Annotated in this window: 15 protein-coding genes; 12 read left to right on the top strand and 3 right to left on the bottom strand. The window is 35.1% G+C overall.

Annotation, left to right across the window (positions count from 1 at the left end; genetic code table 11):
* Positions 1–254 precede the first annotated feature (254 nt).
* Both NSQ74_RS10760 and NSQ74_RS10765 read left to right on the top strand, forming a co-directional pair.
* Positions 255–701 carry a YfmQ family protein gene (locus tag NSQ74_RS10760; protein ID WP_340823246.1) on the top strand — a complete coding sequence of 149 codons (447 nt, stop codon included), beginning with the start codon at positions 255–257 and terminating at the stop codon, positions 699–701.
* 290 nt (positions 702–991) lie between these two features.
* Positions 992–1,435, top strand: a complete 444-nt coding sequence (locus NSQ74_RS10765; RefSeq protein WP_340823247.1) for a hypothetical protein — start codon at positions 992–994, stop codon at positions 1,433–1,435.
* A gap of 33 nt (positions 1,436–1,468) precedes the next feature.
* Here the strand turns inward: NSQ74_RS10765 and NSQ74_RS10770 are convergent, their stop codons facing one another.
* Positions 1,469–1,900 (bottom strand): hypothetical protein, encoded by a 432-nt coding sequence (locus tag NSQ74_RS10770; protein ID WP_340823249.1) that lies wholly within the window; start codon positions 1,898–1,900, stop codon positions 1,469–1,471.
* Positions 1,901–2,021: 121 nt separating this feature from the next.
* Here NSQ74_RS10770 and NSQ74_RS10775 point away from each other — a divergent pair, with 121 nt between their 5' ends.
* From NSQ74_RS10775 to NSQ74_RS10785, 3 genes are all read left to right on the top strand, one after another.
* The gene (locus tag NSQ74_RS10775) at positions 2,022–2,279 is read left to right on the top strand and encodes a hypothetical protein (RefSeq protein ID WP_340823251.1); all 258 of its coding nucleotides are present in this window, start codon (positions 2,022–2,024) and stop codon (positions 2,277–2,279) included.
* Between the two features lie 24 nt (positions 2,280–2,303).
* On the top strand, positions 2,304–2,864 hold the full coding sequence (locus NSQ74_RS10780) for a DUF4256 domain-containing protein (protein WP_340823253.1): 561 nt from the start codon (positions 2,304–2,306) through the stop codon (positions 2,862–2,864).
* A gap of 161 nt (positions 2,865–3,025) precedes the next feature.
* The gene (locus NSQ74_RS10785) at positions 3,026–3,499 is read left to right on the top strand and encodes a CDI toxin immunity protein (RefSeq protein ID WP_340823254.1); all 474 of its coding nucleotides are present in this window, start codon (positions 3,026–3,028) and stop codon (positions 3,497–3,499) included.
* A 229-nt stretch (positions 3,500–3,728) separates the two neighbouring features.
* Here NSQ74_RS10785 and NSQ74_RS10790 read toward each other — a convergent pair whose 3' ends face one another.
* Positions 3,729–3,896: a YjcZ family sporulation protein gene (locus NSQ74_RS10790; protein WP_340823256.1), complete on the bottom strand. Its 168-nt coding sequence runs from the start codon at positions 3,894–3,896 to the stop codon at positions 3,729–3,731.
* Between the two features lie 575 nt (positions 3,897–4,471).
* A complete protein-coding gene (locus NSQ74_RS10795; protein ID WP_340823257.1) occupies positions 4,472–6,208 on the bottom strand; it encodes an ABC transporter ATP-binding protein in 1,737 nt (578 codons plus the stop codon).
* 168 nt (positions 6,209–6,376) lie between these two features.
* Between NSQ74_RS10795 and NSQ74_RS10800 the strand changes: the two genes are divergently transcribed.
* From NSQ74_RS10800 to NSQ74_RS10830, 7 genes are all read left to right on the top strand, one after another.
* Complete coding sequence (locus tag NSQ74_RS10800) at positions 6,377–7,807, top strand: ABC transporter permease (protein WP_340823259.1); 1,431 nt, start codon at positions 6,377–6,379, stop codon at positions 7,805–7,807.
* 13 nt (positions 7,808–7,820) lie between these two features.
* Positions 7,821–9,317, top strand: coding sequence for an ABC transporter permease (locus tag NSQ74_RS10805; protein WP_340823260.1), 1,497 nt, complete (start codon positions 7,821–7,823; stop codon positions 9,315–9,317).
* Between the two features lie 25 nt (positions 9,318–9,342).
* Complete coding sequence (locus NSQ74_RS10810; RefSeq protein ID WP_340823262.1) at positions 9,343–11,154, top strand: ABC transporter substrate-binding protein; 1,812 nt, start codon at positions 9,343–9,345, stop codon at positions 11,152–11,154.
* Between the two features lie 149 nt (positions 11,155–11,303).
* Positions 11,304–11,642, top strand: a complete 339-nt coding sequence (locus tag NSQ74_RS10815; RefSeq protein WP_340823263.1) for a hypothetical protein — start codon at positions 11,304–11,306, stop codon at positions 11,640–11,642.
* 208 nt (positions 11,643–11,850) lie between these two features.
* Positions 11,851–12,051, top strand: a complete 201-nt coding sequence (locus tag NSQ74_RS10820) for a hypothetical protein (protein ID WP_340823265.1) — start codon at positions 11,851–11,853, stop codon at positions 12,049–12,051.
* 209 nt (positions 12,052–12,260) lie between these two features.
* A complete protein-coding gene (locus NSQ74_RS10825; protein ID WP_340823267.1) occupies positions 12,261–13,439 on the top strand; it encodes a beta-ketoacyl synthase N-terminal-like domain-containing protein in 1,179 nt (392 codons plus the stop codon).
* A 12-nt stretch (positions 13,440–13,451) separates the two neighbouring features.
* Positions 13,452–15,860 carry a putative bifunctional diguanylate cyclase/phosphodiesterase gene (locus NSQ74_RS10830; protein WP_340823268.1) on the top strand — a complete coding sequence of 803 codons (2,409 nt, stop codon included), beginning with the start codon at positions 13,452–13,454 and terminating at the stop codon, positions 15,858–15,860.
* Positions 15,861–16,034 lie beyond the last annotated feature (174 nt).

Consider the following 16,034-nt stretch of genomic DNA (forward strand, 5'->3'; position numbering starts at 1 on the left):
ATGGTGTTGAATGGAGCATTTCATGAAATCCAATTACTCAATGAATGTAGCAAAAAGATCATTATATGTATCTCTAAAATAAATGGATGGTCAAAAAAGTATCAAATTGGATGGTTATAATCATTATAATTCCTTTATCATTGAGAATGGATGATGAAACATTTATCTAGGTATTTAGTGAAACAATGGCAATGAAGGTGATAATAAATTATTTGCTATAAAAATGATAAATTTATTGAAAGAGTTGATATGATATGACATGGGGTTTAATTATTACAATAGTGATTGGATCGATTGTTAAATTGTTAATGAGTCCTCCAAGTATCGTTGTGGCATGGACTGTAAGTAAATTTGAACTTCATAAAAAACTGGATTCAAAAGATGTTACGGTAACCTATAACGGAAAGAACTTAGAAGAAGTAGAAAAAAACAGATTTACTGACTATTTTAATGAAGCGTCCTTTTTAAAAAAGCATTATATCTTCCCAGGCAATGAAAAATTATTTCTAGAGCCAGAATCGAATGTAACACCATTTGTCATCAACGTAAAAAAGGGAAAAAAAGAAGATGTTCATTTCTTTGTTTTTAATTACGATAATCACGTTGATGTAGTGAAGAAATACAAAGAGAAAGTTGTTTCTTATAGTATAAGTTCTGAACATCTACAAAAATTTTCTTTGTCTCCTAAAGCAGTAATTTAAAGGGCTAAAATACCCTTACCATTCAATTACAAAATCGTTTATCCAGCCAGTTATCGGTATAGTACCGATAACTGGTTATTTTAATTTTTGTATTCGATTAAGAAGTTTTGACCGTTTGTTCTATATAGCTTAATTTATTCGTCTATCATCTTAGTGTAGTTTAATATCAAGACTTTTTTCATGTAAAAGAATGAACTAAACTTTTTGAAAAGTAGTTGTTAAATAGAAAAAAATTTCCCTTTATAGGATGTTAGCTAACAATAAAAATACAACCTATGGGAGGAATTTCAATGGGATTTTATTCAACAACCCGAACTGTAAATGCTTCAACAGCACAAATAGCGGACATGATACATGCACAACAAAAGGCAATGGAACTTCTCAAGCGAAATGATTTAAGTTCATCTATCGTAAAAAATACATTCACTTCATATGGTGCAGCTGTTTTAGGGCTTGTGTTCGTGACAAGCACAGCTGCTTCTGTTGCAGCCGGTTTTATTAGCCTTTTAGCAAGCCTCAATGCTTCTGAAAAAGCTTGGCTAGAGAATGATGTGAAAAATGGATATCTACAGCTTTTAGAAACACATTTTACGATGGTAAATGGAGGATGGGCTTCATGTAACATGACGCTTACACTCAACAAAGAGCGTCCTGGTTATGAATTTGGATTTATCAAATCTAGAAAAATTAATAGTTTCACAACTCCTAGTGGAGAAATCGCAATACAGAATTAATGAAAAAGGCACTTACTAAATTGTAAGTGCCTTTTATTCCGTCGCCTTTTTTAAAATAGTAAAAAAATCGCTATCATTTGAGATTGTATAGGTCTCTTTTGTACTAATGACAGTCAGGGATTTATTTTGAGAATCAAGGAACATCGCATGACCTGTATTTAATGTAATGTTGATTCGGTAATCATAATCAAGCCAGGTTGTTGTAACATTTCCAAATTTGGCATTTTTAAAAGCTTCTATAAGTTGCTGTTGTGTTTCTTCGGGGAGTTTAATTTCCACAAATATATCTTTGTCGTCTATATTGATACTATGAACAGTTACAGTTGAATTTGCTGCATTAAAATTAGCGTTTTTTAATATATCTGTTGCAGAATAAGTTTGGTTTTTCTTTGTAATAAAACTACTAGTCACAACGATTATGAGTAAAGGCAAAATAACGGTTAATATATATTTTGATTTTTTCATATAGACCCCTCTTAATCCTTTTTCAATAATTATAATATGACAGCAAGTAGTTGAAAACGAAGAAGAAACAGGTTATTTTATATAGATAAATGAGCGTGTTTTTCAAGGTGGAATAAATGAATTGATAGAAGATTTACTTGCAGCATTCATACCTAATGTTAGTATTGCTTTAGATACGCGAAAAATCGATAGAAATATTGAATTGTTAAAGAATGAATTTTGGTTTGAAGATATTTATAATGAAGAAAAATATCGAAAGTTATTTTTCGTAAATAGAGAAGTAAGGAGATATCTACAAAATACTCGTCGTGTGAAAAGAATGATAAAGAAGGAAAAAATTCAAAATGCATTTATAACCTTTTTAAATAAACAACTATGACAATTTTATATGGGGGAAACGAATATGCCAAATAAAGAGTTATCACTTGAGCAACATGAGGAACTATTAAAAACTTTGCAAGACCGATTTGAGAAAAATATGAATCGCCATCAAGGTCTCGAATGGGCTAAAGTACAAGCTAAGCTTGCAGCTCATACGGAAAAACTTTGGTCGCTTAATGAAATGGAAGTTACAGGCGGCGAGCCGGATGTTGTCGAGTATGATGAAAATACGGACGAGTACATTTTTTATGATTGTGCAACAGAAAGTCCTAAAGGTCGTAGAAGCTTTTGTTACGATCGTGAAGCATGGGAATCAAGAAAGAAGCATCAACCAGAAAATACAGTAATCGACATGGCAACTACCATGGGCATTGAACTGTTAACGGAGGAACAATACCGAAAATTGCAAGAACTAGGAAATTTCGATTTGAAAACATCAAGTTGGGTACAAACACCTGCAAATATTAGAAAACTTGGCGGAGCTATCTTTTGTGATCGTCGCTACGACACTGTCTTTATGTATCATAATGGAGCAGATTCCTACTATGCTGCAAGAGGCTTCCGTGGCTCGCTTAGGGTTTAATCGTTAGAGCTGTTGAGACAGCTCTTTTTTATTTCTTAATAAGAGTTTGAGGTAGATATATAGGAACTGTGATTTTCACAAATAGTTGAGGAATAAAATATTAAAAATAGCAGATAGAACAAATAGTTAGGGCGAATAGAATGAAGGATAAGAAGGAACGATTGAAAGAATTGCTTGCTCAGCAAAAGCAAAAAATAATAGAAGAGGAGGAAAAAAGAGCTTATAAAATCGTTTTAGAGGAAGTAAATGATTTGTTTTCGAATATGAGTGTTGAAGAGGAAGTAGCCATTTTATCAAAAGAAGATTCTAAAAAAATCACCGATGATTTATTTGAAGCATTTCCATTTGGTCACTCGGGAATTGACTGGACACTTATGTTTTCTAAAACTATTTTTTCTAACTTTGTTGATTATGAAAGCGCGCTAGTGGAATTAGTAATGAAAAATCATAAAGTACATGATGAAATTTGTTATATCATTGATCTGAATGCTCAACATGTTATTAAAACAAAATTGTTTAACATTATTTATAGAGTCGAAGAAGTGAGGTGTTGGGATAAATATATTTATGCACCTCAAATTAAATTGGTTATTGAATTCCCTTCGAATGATATTGCGGTAGGATGGAAGGAATAAATTTTTATAATATAGCAAATCAGTTAGAACAATAATGAAAACAGTCATCAATGCAACATTTGCAATGGTGACTGTTTTTACTATAAGTATTATAAAATATTTAGCTAGTCTATATTGAGTTACTTCTTACCTAATATGAAAGTTGTTCGGATTAAGGATTAGATTAAAAGGGTCACCAGGCTGGGAGCAACCCTTTAATTTAGAGAGGTGCATTATTGCTATGATAGTATTAACAATCGTCTCCAGAACTTATGAAAGTAGCGCCGACAATAATTAAAAGAATAAATAGTACAACGATTAGCACGAATGTTGAACCGTTATTGTTATTACCATAATCATAGTTATTTACTCCACAACAATTATTGTTCCAATTGCCTGCATTTCCGTAGTATCCCATGGAAAAATCCCTCCTTTCTTCAATGTATAATATGTATTCTGCAAAGAAGTGGGGGGGTGTTTATCCATTAAAAATTTAAACTAGTAATATTTTGTGGGAGATGATAAAAGAGGTGTCGACGAAAATGCTACCCTATATATGAAATTTGTAAGCCATCTTCAGCAAGTTTCATAAGGAGCCTTTAGTTTTTGAAATAGCGACCACTTTATAAACATTTAGGTAAGTTTTCCATAGTAAATAGCCTAAAACACTACGATAAAGATTTAGTAGAATATCAGCAATATCAAAACTACTTAAAAAAAGATTTAATTGAAGTCCCTCTATACTAAGTATCCCTTAATAATGGAAAATCGCCGATAAAACCGTTTCAATCGCCGATAAGGCGCTATGAATGTGTCTTGCGGAGAATGCTGATATAAAAAAAATCCACTCGCTTTCCGCGGGCACAACGTAAGCCGCAACCCTCGCTATGCGCGGTGTTAAGTCTTACGCTACGTGCGTTCCCGCAGGAGTAAGCGTGGATTTTTACTTAAAGACAGAAAATTCAAAATCGTTTGGGTGACTGGCACTTTTCGTTACATCGCTACCCAGTGATCTTTAGAAACTTCCACAAGTTGTGTGTTGTCTAAATTAAAACGATTGATCATCAACTCTTCTTCTGACATGACCTGACGTTTCTTTTGTTTTTCAATTGCCGGGTCTGGTATTGGAATTGATTGTAGTAACATTTTTGTATAGGGATGCTGTGGGTTCGCATAGAGTTCTTCGCTTTCCGCTAATTCCACAATTTTTCCTCCGTACATCACGGCTACGCGATCACTAATATGCTTCACCATCGACAAATCATGTGCGATAAATAAATAAGTCAAACCTAGTCGTTGTTGTAATTCTTTCAATAAGTCTACAACTTGTTTTTGAATCGAAACATCTAGGGCAGAGAGTGGTTCATCACATACAATAAAATTCGGCTCCACTGCTAAAGCACGGGCAATACCAATACGTTGACGTTGCCCGCCGCTAAATTCATGTGGATAGCGTAAAGCATGCTCCTTTTTTAAGCCTACTAGTTCGAGTAATTCCTCAATACGTGCGCGACGTTCCTCAGCTGATTTCGCCAATTTATGTACATCAAGTGCCTCCCCGATAATATCAAGAACCTTCTTACGAGGATTTAATGATGAGTATGGATCCTGGAAAATGATTTGCATGTGTCGTCGCATACTTTTTAATTCACCTTTAGATAAGCGTGTGACAGGAACCCCTTTATACAATACTTCGCCATCTGTTGGCTCATGGAGCTGTAAAATCGTACGTCCTGTTGTCGATTTACCTGAACCAGATTCGCCTACGAGCCCGAGTGTCTCACCGGGATAAATACGGAATGACAAATCATCTACTGCTTTTAATAGTTCACCTTTTTTTAAATCGAAATGCTTAGATAAATTCCGTACTTCAATTAGCGGTACGTTCAAATCGGTACCTTCTTCGATATTAGGAGGCTGTTTTGGTTCTTTCTTTTCGTGAAGCTTCGGCAGTGCATTTAATAGTTTCTTCGTATAAGGATGTTGCGGATTAGCAAATATCTCTTCCGTAGTTCCTTCCTCAACAATTTCTCCCTCTTTCATGACAATGACACGATCGCACATACCTGCAACAACACCTAAATCATGCGTAATTAAAATGATTGATGTTCCTAGACGTTCTTGCATTTGCTTCATAATGCTTAAAATCTGTGCTTGAATTGTGACATCTAGCGCAGTTGTTGGTTCGTCTGCAATCAACAGGGAAGGGTTACATGCAAGGGCCATCGTAATCATGACACGTTGACGCATACCACCACTAAATTCATGTGGGTACTGCTGATAACGTTCTTCACTATTTTTAATGCCAACTAATTTTAATAATTCAATCGTTTTTTCGTATGCTTGCTTTTTGGACATTTTTTGATGCTTCATTAAACCTTCAGCAATTTGCTCACCAACACGAATGGTTGGGTTAGTAGAAGTCATCGGGTCTTGGAAAATCATACTGATGTCTTTACCCCGGATGGCTTCCATTTGTTTTTCCGATTGTGTCACTAAATTTTCCCCTTGGAAAAGGATTGTACCTGACTTTAAAAAAGAGGGCGGTGATGGGAGAAGACGCATAATGGAACGAGCGGTTACACTTTTCCCGCTACCAGATTCTCCAACAATGCCGACTGTTTCTCCTTTATTGACATAAAAGTTAACACCTTTTACTGCTTCAAATTCGCTTTCACCTGTAATAAAAGAAACGCGTAAATCTTGTATTTCAAGAATTTTTTCACTCATCGAATGCTCATCCTTTAATAAATTTCAAATATTCTTATTGACGAACTGTAGTCGTTCATACATACTATACTATACAGGTAGGTATTGTACAATATAGAGTGTAATGTAAATTTTATCATTTTATTTTCATACCTTACTACTATAGTAAGCGAAGAAAGGAGGAAATACATGAACAATTTTCAGAATATTAGAAAGCTTAATGAAAGTTATTACTTTAAGCAAATTTTTAATGAAATGACGAGGAAAACTAGTTATTCTATTGTGTTATTTTTACTAGGATTTCCAGTGCATATTGTTACATATTTTTTATATTTGTTAAAAAAAGATAAACATTCATATGCTCAAATGTTTGCACAAACGAAAGAAAGATTTATTTCGCAAGGGAAAATTCAAGCATGGGAAGCGGAATATAGGCAGCAGGAACAAACGAAGGCAGCATTTTTTAATAAATCGCTGAATGAACAGCAACTTGCATCAGTAGTTAATCAACTAACGGAACAAAAGCTTAATAGAGAAGTAGAAAAAATACTACTAAACGAAGGTATTGCAAAACAATCCTACAAAAAGTATTTTAGTGAACTACTCGAAAATCCGATTTTTTTAGCTGTGTCATTTATTCCGGGTATTTTAATGTATTGTTTCCTAATTCTATGCAGTAATGCGTTTAGTCGATTTATCGTTGAGCGCTTATTCCAAAGTGCATTTGTCATTGTTGGTGTGGCGACATTAGTATTTACTATTTTATATTTATCGCCATTTGATCCTGCACGTAATTTGTTAGGAATCGAGGCAACACCTGAACAAGTCGCAAATTTTAATAAAATTCATGGATTAGATCAGCCATATTTAGTGCAGCTCTGGCATTCCTTATCTGGACTATTTACATTTGACTTAGGAAATTCCTTTGAAGGTAAAGAAAACATTACGCAAAGTATTATGAATAAGTTTCCAGTAACATTGGAAATTGCGCTATTTTCATTATTGATGGCGGTGGCGATTGCCATTCCTGTTGGGATAATTTCAGCGGTCCGACCGAATTCGTTTGCAGATTATGCGTTTATGTTTATCGCACTTATTGGTTTATCAATTCCGAGCTTCTGGCAAGGACTCATTTTTATTTTAACGTTTTCATTAAAATTACAATGGTTCCCTGCTACGTATAATCCGAATAATTGGTTATCCATTGTCATGCCGGTTGTTGTATTAGGTACTTCTATTACAGCGTCGATTGCACGAATGACAAGATCGAGCATGCTTGAGGTAATTCATGAGGACTATATTATTACGGCAAAAGCGAAAGGATTGAGTGAGCGCAAAGTCATTACAAAGCATGCGATTCGCAATGCGATGATTCCGATCGTTACCGTAATTGGTCTTTTATTTGGTGGTATGCTTGGCGGTGCTTCTGTTACTGAAAAAGTATTTAATATTAGTGGAATCGGAAGTTATATAGTAGATAAGCAATTCATTCCGGATATTCCTGCCATCCTCGGTGGGGTTGTTTATATTGCCATTACAATTTCAATTGTCAATATGGTGATTGATGTGCTATATGCGTTCTTTGATCCACGCATTCGTTCAAAAATGAAGAAATCTTAGGAGAGGGTATATTGTGAAATTCATATCGAATGTAAAACTGCTTATGAAAATAACGCAAGAATATGTCAATGCACAGTTTACCATTGCCTTTTCTGCTATTTTTTCAGTGCTGTTTTTACTAAATAGTTTTGATTTTGTAAATGGCGTATGGCGACCTTATGTCCTTACGATATTTGTTATTTATGCCTGTACGACATTATATATATGGTTTACATCTTTTCAAATAAAAAAGGATTTAGCAAAAGAACGCGAAATTCAAACACGTACACGACTGCTTGGTTATCCATTAATGCTAACAGTCTTAGTGGGTAATGTATTTGCAGCAGGCTTCGGATTTATGCTGGCAACGAAAAATAAAACTGCAGAATATACTTTTGCTATCTATGCATTTATTACTCAGATTTTTATTATTCTTATTTCGGCATTGAATCTATTTAAGCCTTATGTGGTGGATACATTTTTATTAGCAATGGGAGCATTTTTAGTACTTGCGGTCTTTTATGCGGTGATGGCTGTACTTGTAGCTCGATACGTTACAGTAAGCGATGCCCCTAAATGGATGATACCGCTTGGAGTAGTATTGCTTTTACCTGCGCTAACAGGAAATCTTTTTTCATTCCTACTTGGCTGGACATTAATTAAAAAAGCCCGCAATACGGATCCATCTGCCGTTGAAAAGTGGCAGAAAATATGGAATAAAATATTGCGTAATACGATGGCTGTATTCGGTATGTTCTTTATTATATTTATGTTCTCGCTATCGGTCGTTAGTTCATGGACATTTGATTACGATTTTGCAGTGCAAAATAATTATAGTGCGTTATTACAAACACCTTCTTTGGATTATCCACTAGGGACTGATAACTTTGGTAGAGATTTATTTTCAAGAATCGTGTTTGGAGCTCAAATCTCTTTAATTGTTGGCTTCTTTTCAACTATTATCCCAGCTGCAATAGGAGGAGCACTTGGCGCATTTTCAGGCTATTATGGAAAAAATACAGATAACATCATAATGCGTCTACTTGATATTTTATATGCTATCCCAGGTATCTTACTGGCAATTGCAATCATTGCGGCATTTGGTGCAAACACAGTGAATTTAATTATTGCATTGAGCGTAGGGGCAATCCCGACATACGCAAGAACGATGCGTGCTAATGTCATGCAAATTGCCAATTTTGAATTTGTTGAATCAGCAAGGGCACTTGGTGTGTCTGATGCTGCCATTATTTTTAAGCATATCGTACCGAACTCTCTCGCTCCGATGATAGTGAAAGCGACTTTAACAATTGGTGGAGCAGTTATTTCAACAAGTAGTTTAAGCTTTCTTGGACTTGGAATTGAGCCACATATACCGGAGTGGGGCAATATTTTAAAAGTAGGCAGTACGTATTTAGAAACAAATTCTTATGTAGCTATTTTCCCAGGTTTATGCATAATGCTACTCGTCTTATCGTTTAACTTTTTCGGTGATGGGTTACGTGATGCACTTGATCCGAAAACAAACTAAAATTATTTATTGGAGGAATACAGAGATGAACAAAAAATTATTTACACTTGCTGCATCAGCAACCGTTGCGGCGGTCGCTTTAGCAGGGTGTGTAGAAACTAAATCGAATGTTGAAAATAAAGGTGATAAGTCAGATACAGCGAGTACAAAACCTGTTATTGAAGTGCTAGGTATGGCAGCTCAAGAACAAGATATGAATATTGTGCGCGACCAATTAGTGAAAAATGGCTTTGATGTAAAATTAAATATTCAACCAGACTTCGGTTCATATTCAGCACAAAAAGATGCGGGTAACTATGATGTCGCAATTTCTAGCTGGACGACTGTAACAGGAAATCCAGACTACGCAGTACGTGGGTTATTTAAAACTGGTGGAGATTATAGTGTGACTGCAGATGCTACAGTCGATAAATTAATTGATGAAGCTAGTACATTAACTGGCGATGATACCAAAGAGAAATATAAAGAGCTTGAGCAAGCATTAGTATTTGATAATGCTTATATTGCACCTTTATACATTTCTCAAAAATTCCAAGGTATTTATTCGAAAAAAGTAAACCCAGATACTGTACGTTTACCAAAATCTCGTGCTCAAGCATGGGAATCAATTGCATTTAATGATACTGCTAAAAATGCGACAGACACATTAGTGTTGCATCAATCAATTGGCTCATTAACTTCTTTAGACCCGATTAAAGGAAATGACGGTTCAATTAATACATTAAATACGAATATGTATGTTCGATTAGTGAATTTATCAGATACTGATGAAGTAGTATCTGACGGCTCATTATCTTATAATCACGCTATTTCTGAAAATAACCAAGAGTACTATTTCGTATTACGTGATGATATTAATTTTGCTAAAGTGGAAAATGGCAAAGCAGTGGATACTGGCGATTTAGTATCAGCTGAAGATGTTGTATTCTCATTAGAACGTGCGAAAGATCAAAATTCAGTACCAGACCACCGCACATATTCTATTCATGAAAATATTGATTCCGTAGAGGTAGTTTCAGATATTACTTCACTTGAATCTGTGAAAACAGCTGATGGAAAGTCAGTTTTAGATGAACTATCAGATAAACTACCAGCAGCTATTGCTCAAGTCGTAACGGACGAAGCGAAAGTAGACAATGCAGCAGGTAAATATCAAGTAGTGAAAATTATAACACCAAATCCATTCCCACAAGTGCTGAATTATTTAGCTCACCAATCGGGGGGGATTGTGTCTGAAGCGGCGGTTAAAGCGGTTAATACGTTTGACGTAGCAAGCTATGATCCAAATGTAAATGTTGCATACGGTGACCAAGCTACTGTTACAGAAGGTGCAACTTATGCAAACCATTTAGCGGCTTCTGGACCTTACATTTTAGTGCAAAAAAATGATTACGAAGCAACATTTGTCAAAAACCCTGCATACCAAGTTGGTACTGACAACGAGCCGAAAATTAATAACATAAGTGTTCGTTTCATTGAAGATAATGATAGTGCGCTATCTGCACTTCGTAATGGTGAAATTGATGTATTACAATCAGTACCAGAAACTAAAATTGATGTAGTAAAAGGCGATGCTAACTTAACATTAAAAACAGCTGATAGTAATGCTGTCTCTTATTTACTCGTTAATCCAAAAGGTCGCGAAGTATCGAAATCGGTAGACTTACGTAAAGCAATCCTTTACTCTATTAACCAAGATGAATTTATTAGCTACTACCAAGGCAATAAAAAGCCAGCAGTATCAACAGTTTCTCCACTTGTTGACACAGGCTTAAAGCTAACAGCAGATAGCTCAAAAGTAAAAGAATTTTTAAGTGCTTATAAAGCTAGTAAATAAAGTGTCAGACACATGAATTGAAGTGCTTCAAATCCTAATCTAAGGGTTTGAAGTGCTTTTTTTTGAGTGCCAGGCACTTTTTGTTTAAATTTGGAACTTAAACCAAGTTTAGTCGTATATAAAGTAAAAGAATAAAAGGAGAGTTGTATATGCGAAAGAAAAATTACATCATTTTAATTGTAACATTGGTTGTGGAAGCGATTATTACGTACTTTATTGCATCATTTTTCTCCGTTAGATTTATCGAAATAATGTTCTTTATTGGCTTTGCAATTGCTGGCGGTATTTTTTACTTTTCGAGTAGTGGTGGTCCAATAGCTAGATTCAATGAAGTGGCAGTGACTGCTCAAACAGGTCTCATTCTTAAAAGCGAGCAATATATCGCAAAGAAAGGACCGATATTTTTTGCTTCCGTACTATTTTGTTTAATTGGACTAGTTTTCTTTCTTCTTCTAATTGCAGGCATAATTCCACCTAAAGAAATTTAAATAATGTTGTTTAGAGGAGAGCATACGGCTGACGCAGCTCTCTGCAAATTAAAAAGCCCTTCTAGTCTTTCAAGGATTGGAGGGGCTTGTTGTTGTTTACGAGAACAAGTATAGGTAAAAAGTCTCGCAGCATTATTAAATCAACGTAACGAATAGATTGCATAATACTTGGAAAGTACTTTATGTAAAAAAGTTGGAGTTGATTTGTTTGGAATTTATTAAAGATAAAGAGCTTTACTGCTATAGCTGTCGTAAAAAGACGCTCTTTACATGTAAAGACGGGCATCATAAAAGTGGTGTAGAAAGTCATTGCAGTGAATGCAGTGGCATTTGGTTTGAATGGCAAAATCGAGCAGTTGAAAGAGAAATGGAGAAATGGGTTGAATATAACCAAAGAATCGTAAATTAATACAAGCGCTTCACAATTTATGTTATTCTACCTTGTAAATTATTATATTAAAAGAAAGATTTTACCTTAAATTATTGCGATAATTTGCTTAAAAGTGATACAAATTATCCAAATAGGTCACTTACTTAGAACTTAAGGCTTCCGAATATAGACTATGTCCGATTTAGTTGTATATAATGGAATAAAGTTAAAGTGTGAAGGTGATATATTTGGACGACATAGTCATAACAGGATATGGCATTAAAGCTCCTGGAATTTTAGATAAATTTAGCTTTTTAAATGTATTAGAAAAAGGTATTTGTACTCAGGGCATTTTAAACTATGCTCAACAGCCTCACACTAATATCGTAGCGGGTTTGATTGAAGATAGCTTCTTGGAGATAAACGGGGTAAGTTATCATCGCCATCCGCGTTCTGTAAGAATGGCAATTGCCGCTGCATTGGATGCATCTGAAATGTCAAATTTAAATGATTTTAAACCACATCGAATTGCAGTAATTATGGGGACATCCGCAGGAGCCATTCTTGAAATCGAAAAATACGCTTCGGATGCTTTTGATTTAAGGAAGTTTCCGATTCATGGGGTTTCCCTTGTTGATACGCACACACTTTCAAGCTCTGTTGCCGAAGCAATCGGTTCGTGTGGTTCTGCCTTTACAGTAACAACAGGCTGCAGTGCTAGTTTAGACGCTATATTAATAGGGAAACAGCTATTGGAGTCTGGAAGTGTTGATGCTTGTATTGTAGGAGGAACAGAGGCTCCATTAGGCCAATGGACAATTAATGGCTTTAAAAAAATAAGGTCACTTTCTACGGAGATTTCAATCGAAAAAGCTGGTGTACCGTTTTCAACTCAGCATCGCGGCTTCGTGTTATCCGAGGGAGCTGGTGTAATGGTTTTAGAGCGTAGGCAATCAGCAATTACAAGAGGACAGAAGATATATGGAAAAGTTGAACGTGTTGTTTCAAGAAATGAAGGACAAAAACTATTAACCTCTGATATTACTGGTAGACATATGCTGGACGTTTTTCAAGAAACAGTCGGAGATACTATACCAAGCTATATAAACAGTCAGGCGTTAGGTATTGAGGTAAATGATCAGATAGAACGCTTTACTCTGAAAGAAACATTTGGCTCTAAAGTGCCTATTACTTCAATTAAAGGAATGATAGGTCACACATTTGGTGCAATGGGTGCGATGCAAATTATTGCATCTTTATTATCAATGGAATATGGGTTTATACCTCCAACGATTAAAACATCAGGTCATGGGTTTGAAGACATACCTATTGTTTATGAAACTAGACATCAAGCGGTAGAGTCTGTATGTATTACTACTCATGGGAGTAGCGGGAATAATGCTTGTCTATTACTGACACATACATAGGAGGCTCTTTATATGTTTTTTATATTTTTAATTTTATTATCATTTATTCCCGTTTGTGTTGGGATTACGATTTTAGTGCTATTCAAAAAAAATAAACTTTCTAAAATTATTTTTTTATTCCTTCTTTTAGCCTCATTTTGGCACATAGATGTTTCGTTTTTATACGCATATCGACTGTTTACCGAAGAAACTATAATGTTCTTTTTCAAACTTTTTCGATTTGGGTCAATCATGGTCACACCAACGATTTTTTATATTGGTTATACCATTGTTCAAGAAATACTCCCTAAAGAGTATCAAAAAAAGTGGCGCTATCTTGTTAATCGGACGACCGTTTTTATATCTTACGCATTTGCTCTTCTTGGTTACATAATCGGTTGGAGTTCTAAAGGGATTAGTAAATTAGAACTTATTAAAATGGAAACTAGTATATTTTATTTTCCAGTGGATGGCGAGCTGTCATGGATTTTTAATTTTAATGTCCTTCTTTTTATTGTATGTATCATTATTAGTTTGTTAATTAGTTTAGATGTACAAAATAAGAGTGAACGTTCGTTTTTGTTATATTTTAATATTTTCACGGCCATTGGGTTTACCATTGGCTACTTAAATATGTTTCCTAGTTCAAGATTGTATCCAAGCTCGATTGCCGTTTTAGTCTTTGCAATTTCTATTTTAATTCTTTCGAGTCGCATGCATCTTGAAATCGTAAACAATATGAATAAAAGGCTATATGAGCAAAAGCAGTTTTTATTTAGGGTTATCGATTTAAATCCTAACTACATTTATGCGCAAGATGAAAATGGTCGTTATACTTTGATGAATAAATCCTATGCGCAGTTAATGGGCATGAGCTTTCAAGATATGATTGGGAAAACGGACACGGATTTACTAATCGATTTGTCTGATGAGGAAGATAGCCTCGATCAAGAAAAAGGTATGTTCAAGCTACCTGAAAAACATTTCATAAAAGAGGAAGCTATTACAGCAGCTTCGGGAGAAGTTGTATGGGTCCAAACTGTCAAAGTACCAATTCATTTACATGAAAGTTCTACGTTACTTGCTGTATCAACTGATATTACTGAACGCAAGCAGTATGAAGATGAAATTAAATTTCAAGCAAATCATGATGCTTTGACGGGGTTACCGAATAGAAGAATGTTCAATGATGATTTAATCGCCCTTTTAGAAAAGGCTAAAGCGGAAGGTAGTCAAAATGCAATATTGTTCTTCGATTTAGATCGTTTTAAATATATCAATGACACACTTGGTCATGATGTAGGTGATTTATTATTAGTAGAAGTATCAAGACGAATTGAAATGCTATTAGAAGAAAAACATAACATGGCTAACATTTATCGACTTGGTGGAGATGAATTTACAATCTTATTGCCCTATTATGATGCCACTGAAAGTGAGGCATTTGCTAAAGACTTATTAGCACAATTTATTACAGGCTTTTGGATCGATGGTAGTGAGTATTTCATTACACCGAGTATTGGCATTAGTACGTTCCCAAATGATGGCTATGATGCTAATACATTAATTAAGCATGCAGATACAGCCATGTACTATGTAAAAGAAAGAGGGAAAAATAACTATCAATTATTCACCTCAGAAATGCAACAACATTTCTATAGGAAAATGATGATTGAAAAACAATTACGAACAGCACTCGATAATGAGGAATTTGAACTTTATTATCAGCCCATTATGGATGTGAAAACGAATGAAATCATCGGTATGGAATCACTAATCAGATGGAACAATGCAGTACTTGGACAAGTAACCCCAGACGAATTCATTTCCATTATGGAGGAGACTGGAATGATTATTCCTATCGGTAAATGGGTATTGAATACGGCCATTGCACAAACTGCGCATTGGCATCGTGAATCAAATAAGCGATTAAAAATAAGTATAAATGTCTCAGTGAAGCAGTTACTCGAATCAACATTTGTAGATAGTGTCCAGCATGCAATAGAGAATGCAGAACTTGATGCGACCTATGTTGTATTAGAGATAACGGAAAGTATCGCAATGTATGCTGAGTCAATGATTGAAAAATTATGTGCATTAAAAAAACTAGGTATAAGTCTATCGATGGATGATTTCGGAACAGGGTATTCATCACTTAGTTATTTAAATAAATATCCACTCGATTCCTTGAAAATTGATAAATCATTTGTAATTGGCATGAATCAAGATGATGAGAACAAAGCACTCGTAAAAACCATTATTGCGATAGCCAAACAACTCGATTTGAAAGTGATAGCTGAAGGCGTAGAAGGTAAGGAAGAATATCACTTCTTGGCTGAGATTGGCTGTGATTATGCTCAAGGGTACTTGTTTAGCCGTCCACTCCCTGTTGCAGAATTTAAAGGGAAATGGCTTATAGACACTGACGTCTCATATAAATAGTATGTTCATTTAATTGATAAAGAAATAATTGGTAGCGAGGCTTTCTCTTCATGAGGAAGCCTTTGCTTGTGGGCAAATGTTGTAGGGCATTGATCCTTATCGGATAGCTTGTCCAATTTTTTTGGTCTTTCATGCCTCGCGTTTTACAAAAGGCTTCGTGGCATGGATGTTTGT

Origin of the sequence: Lysinibacillus sp. FSL W8-0992, from assembly GCF_038008685.1 — a bacterium.
Classification (GTDB): Bacteria; Bacillota; Bacilli; order Bacillales_A; family Planococcaceae; genus Lysinibacillus.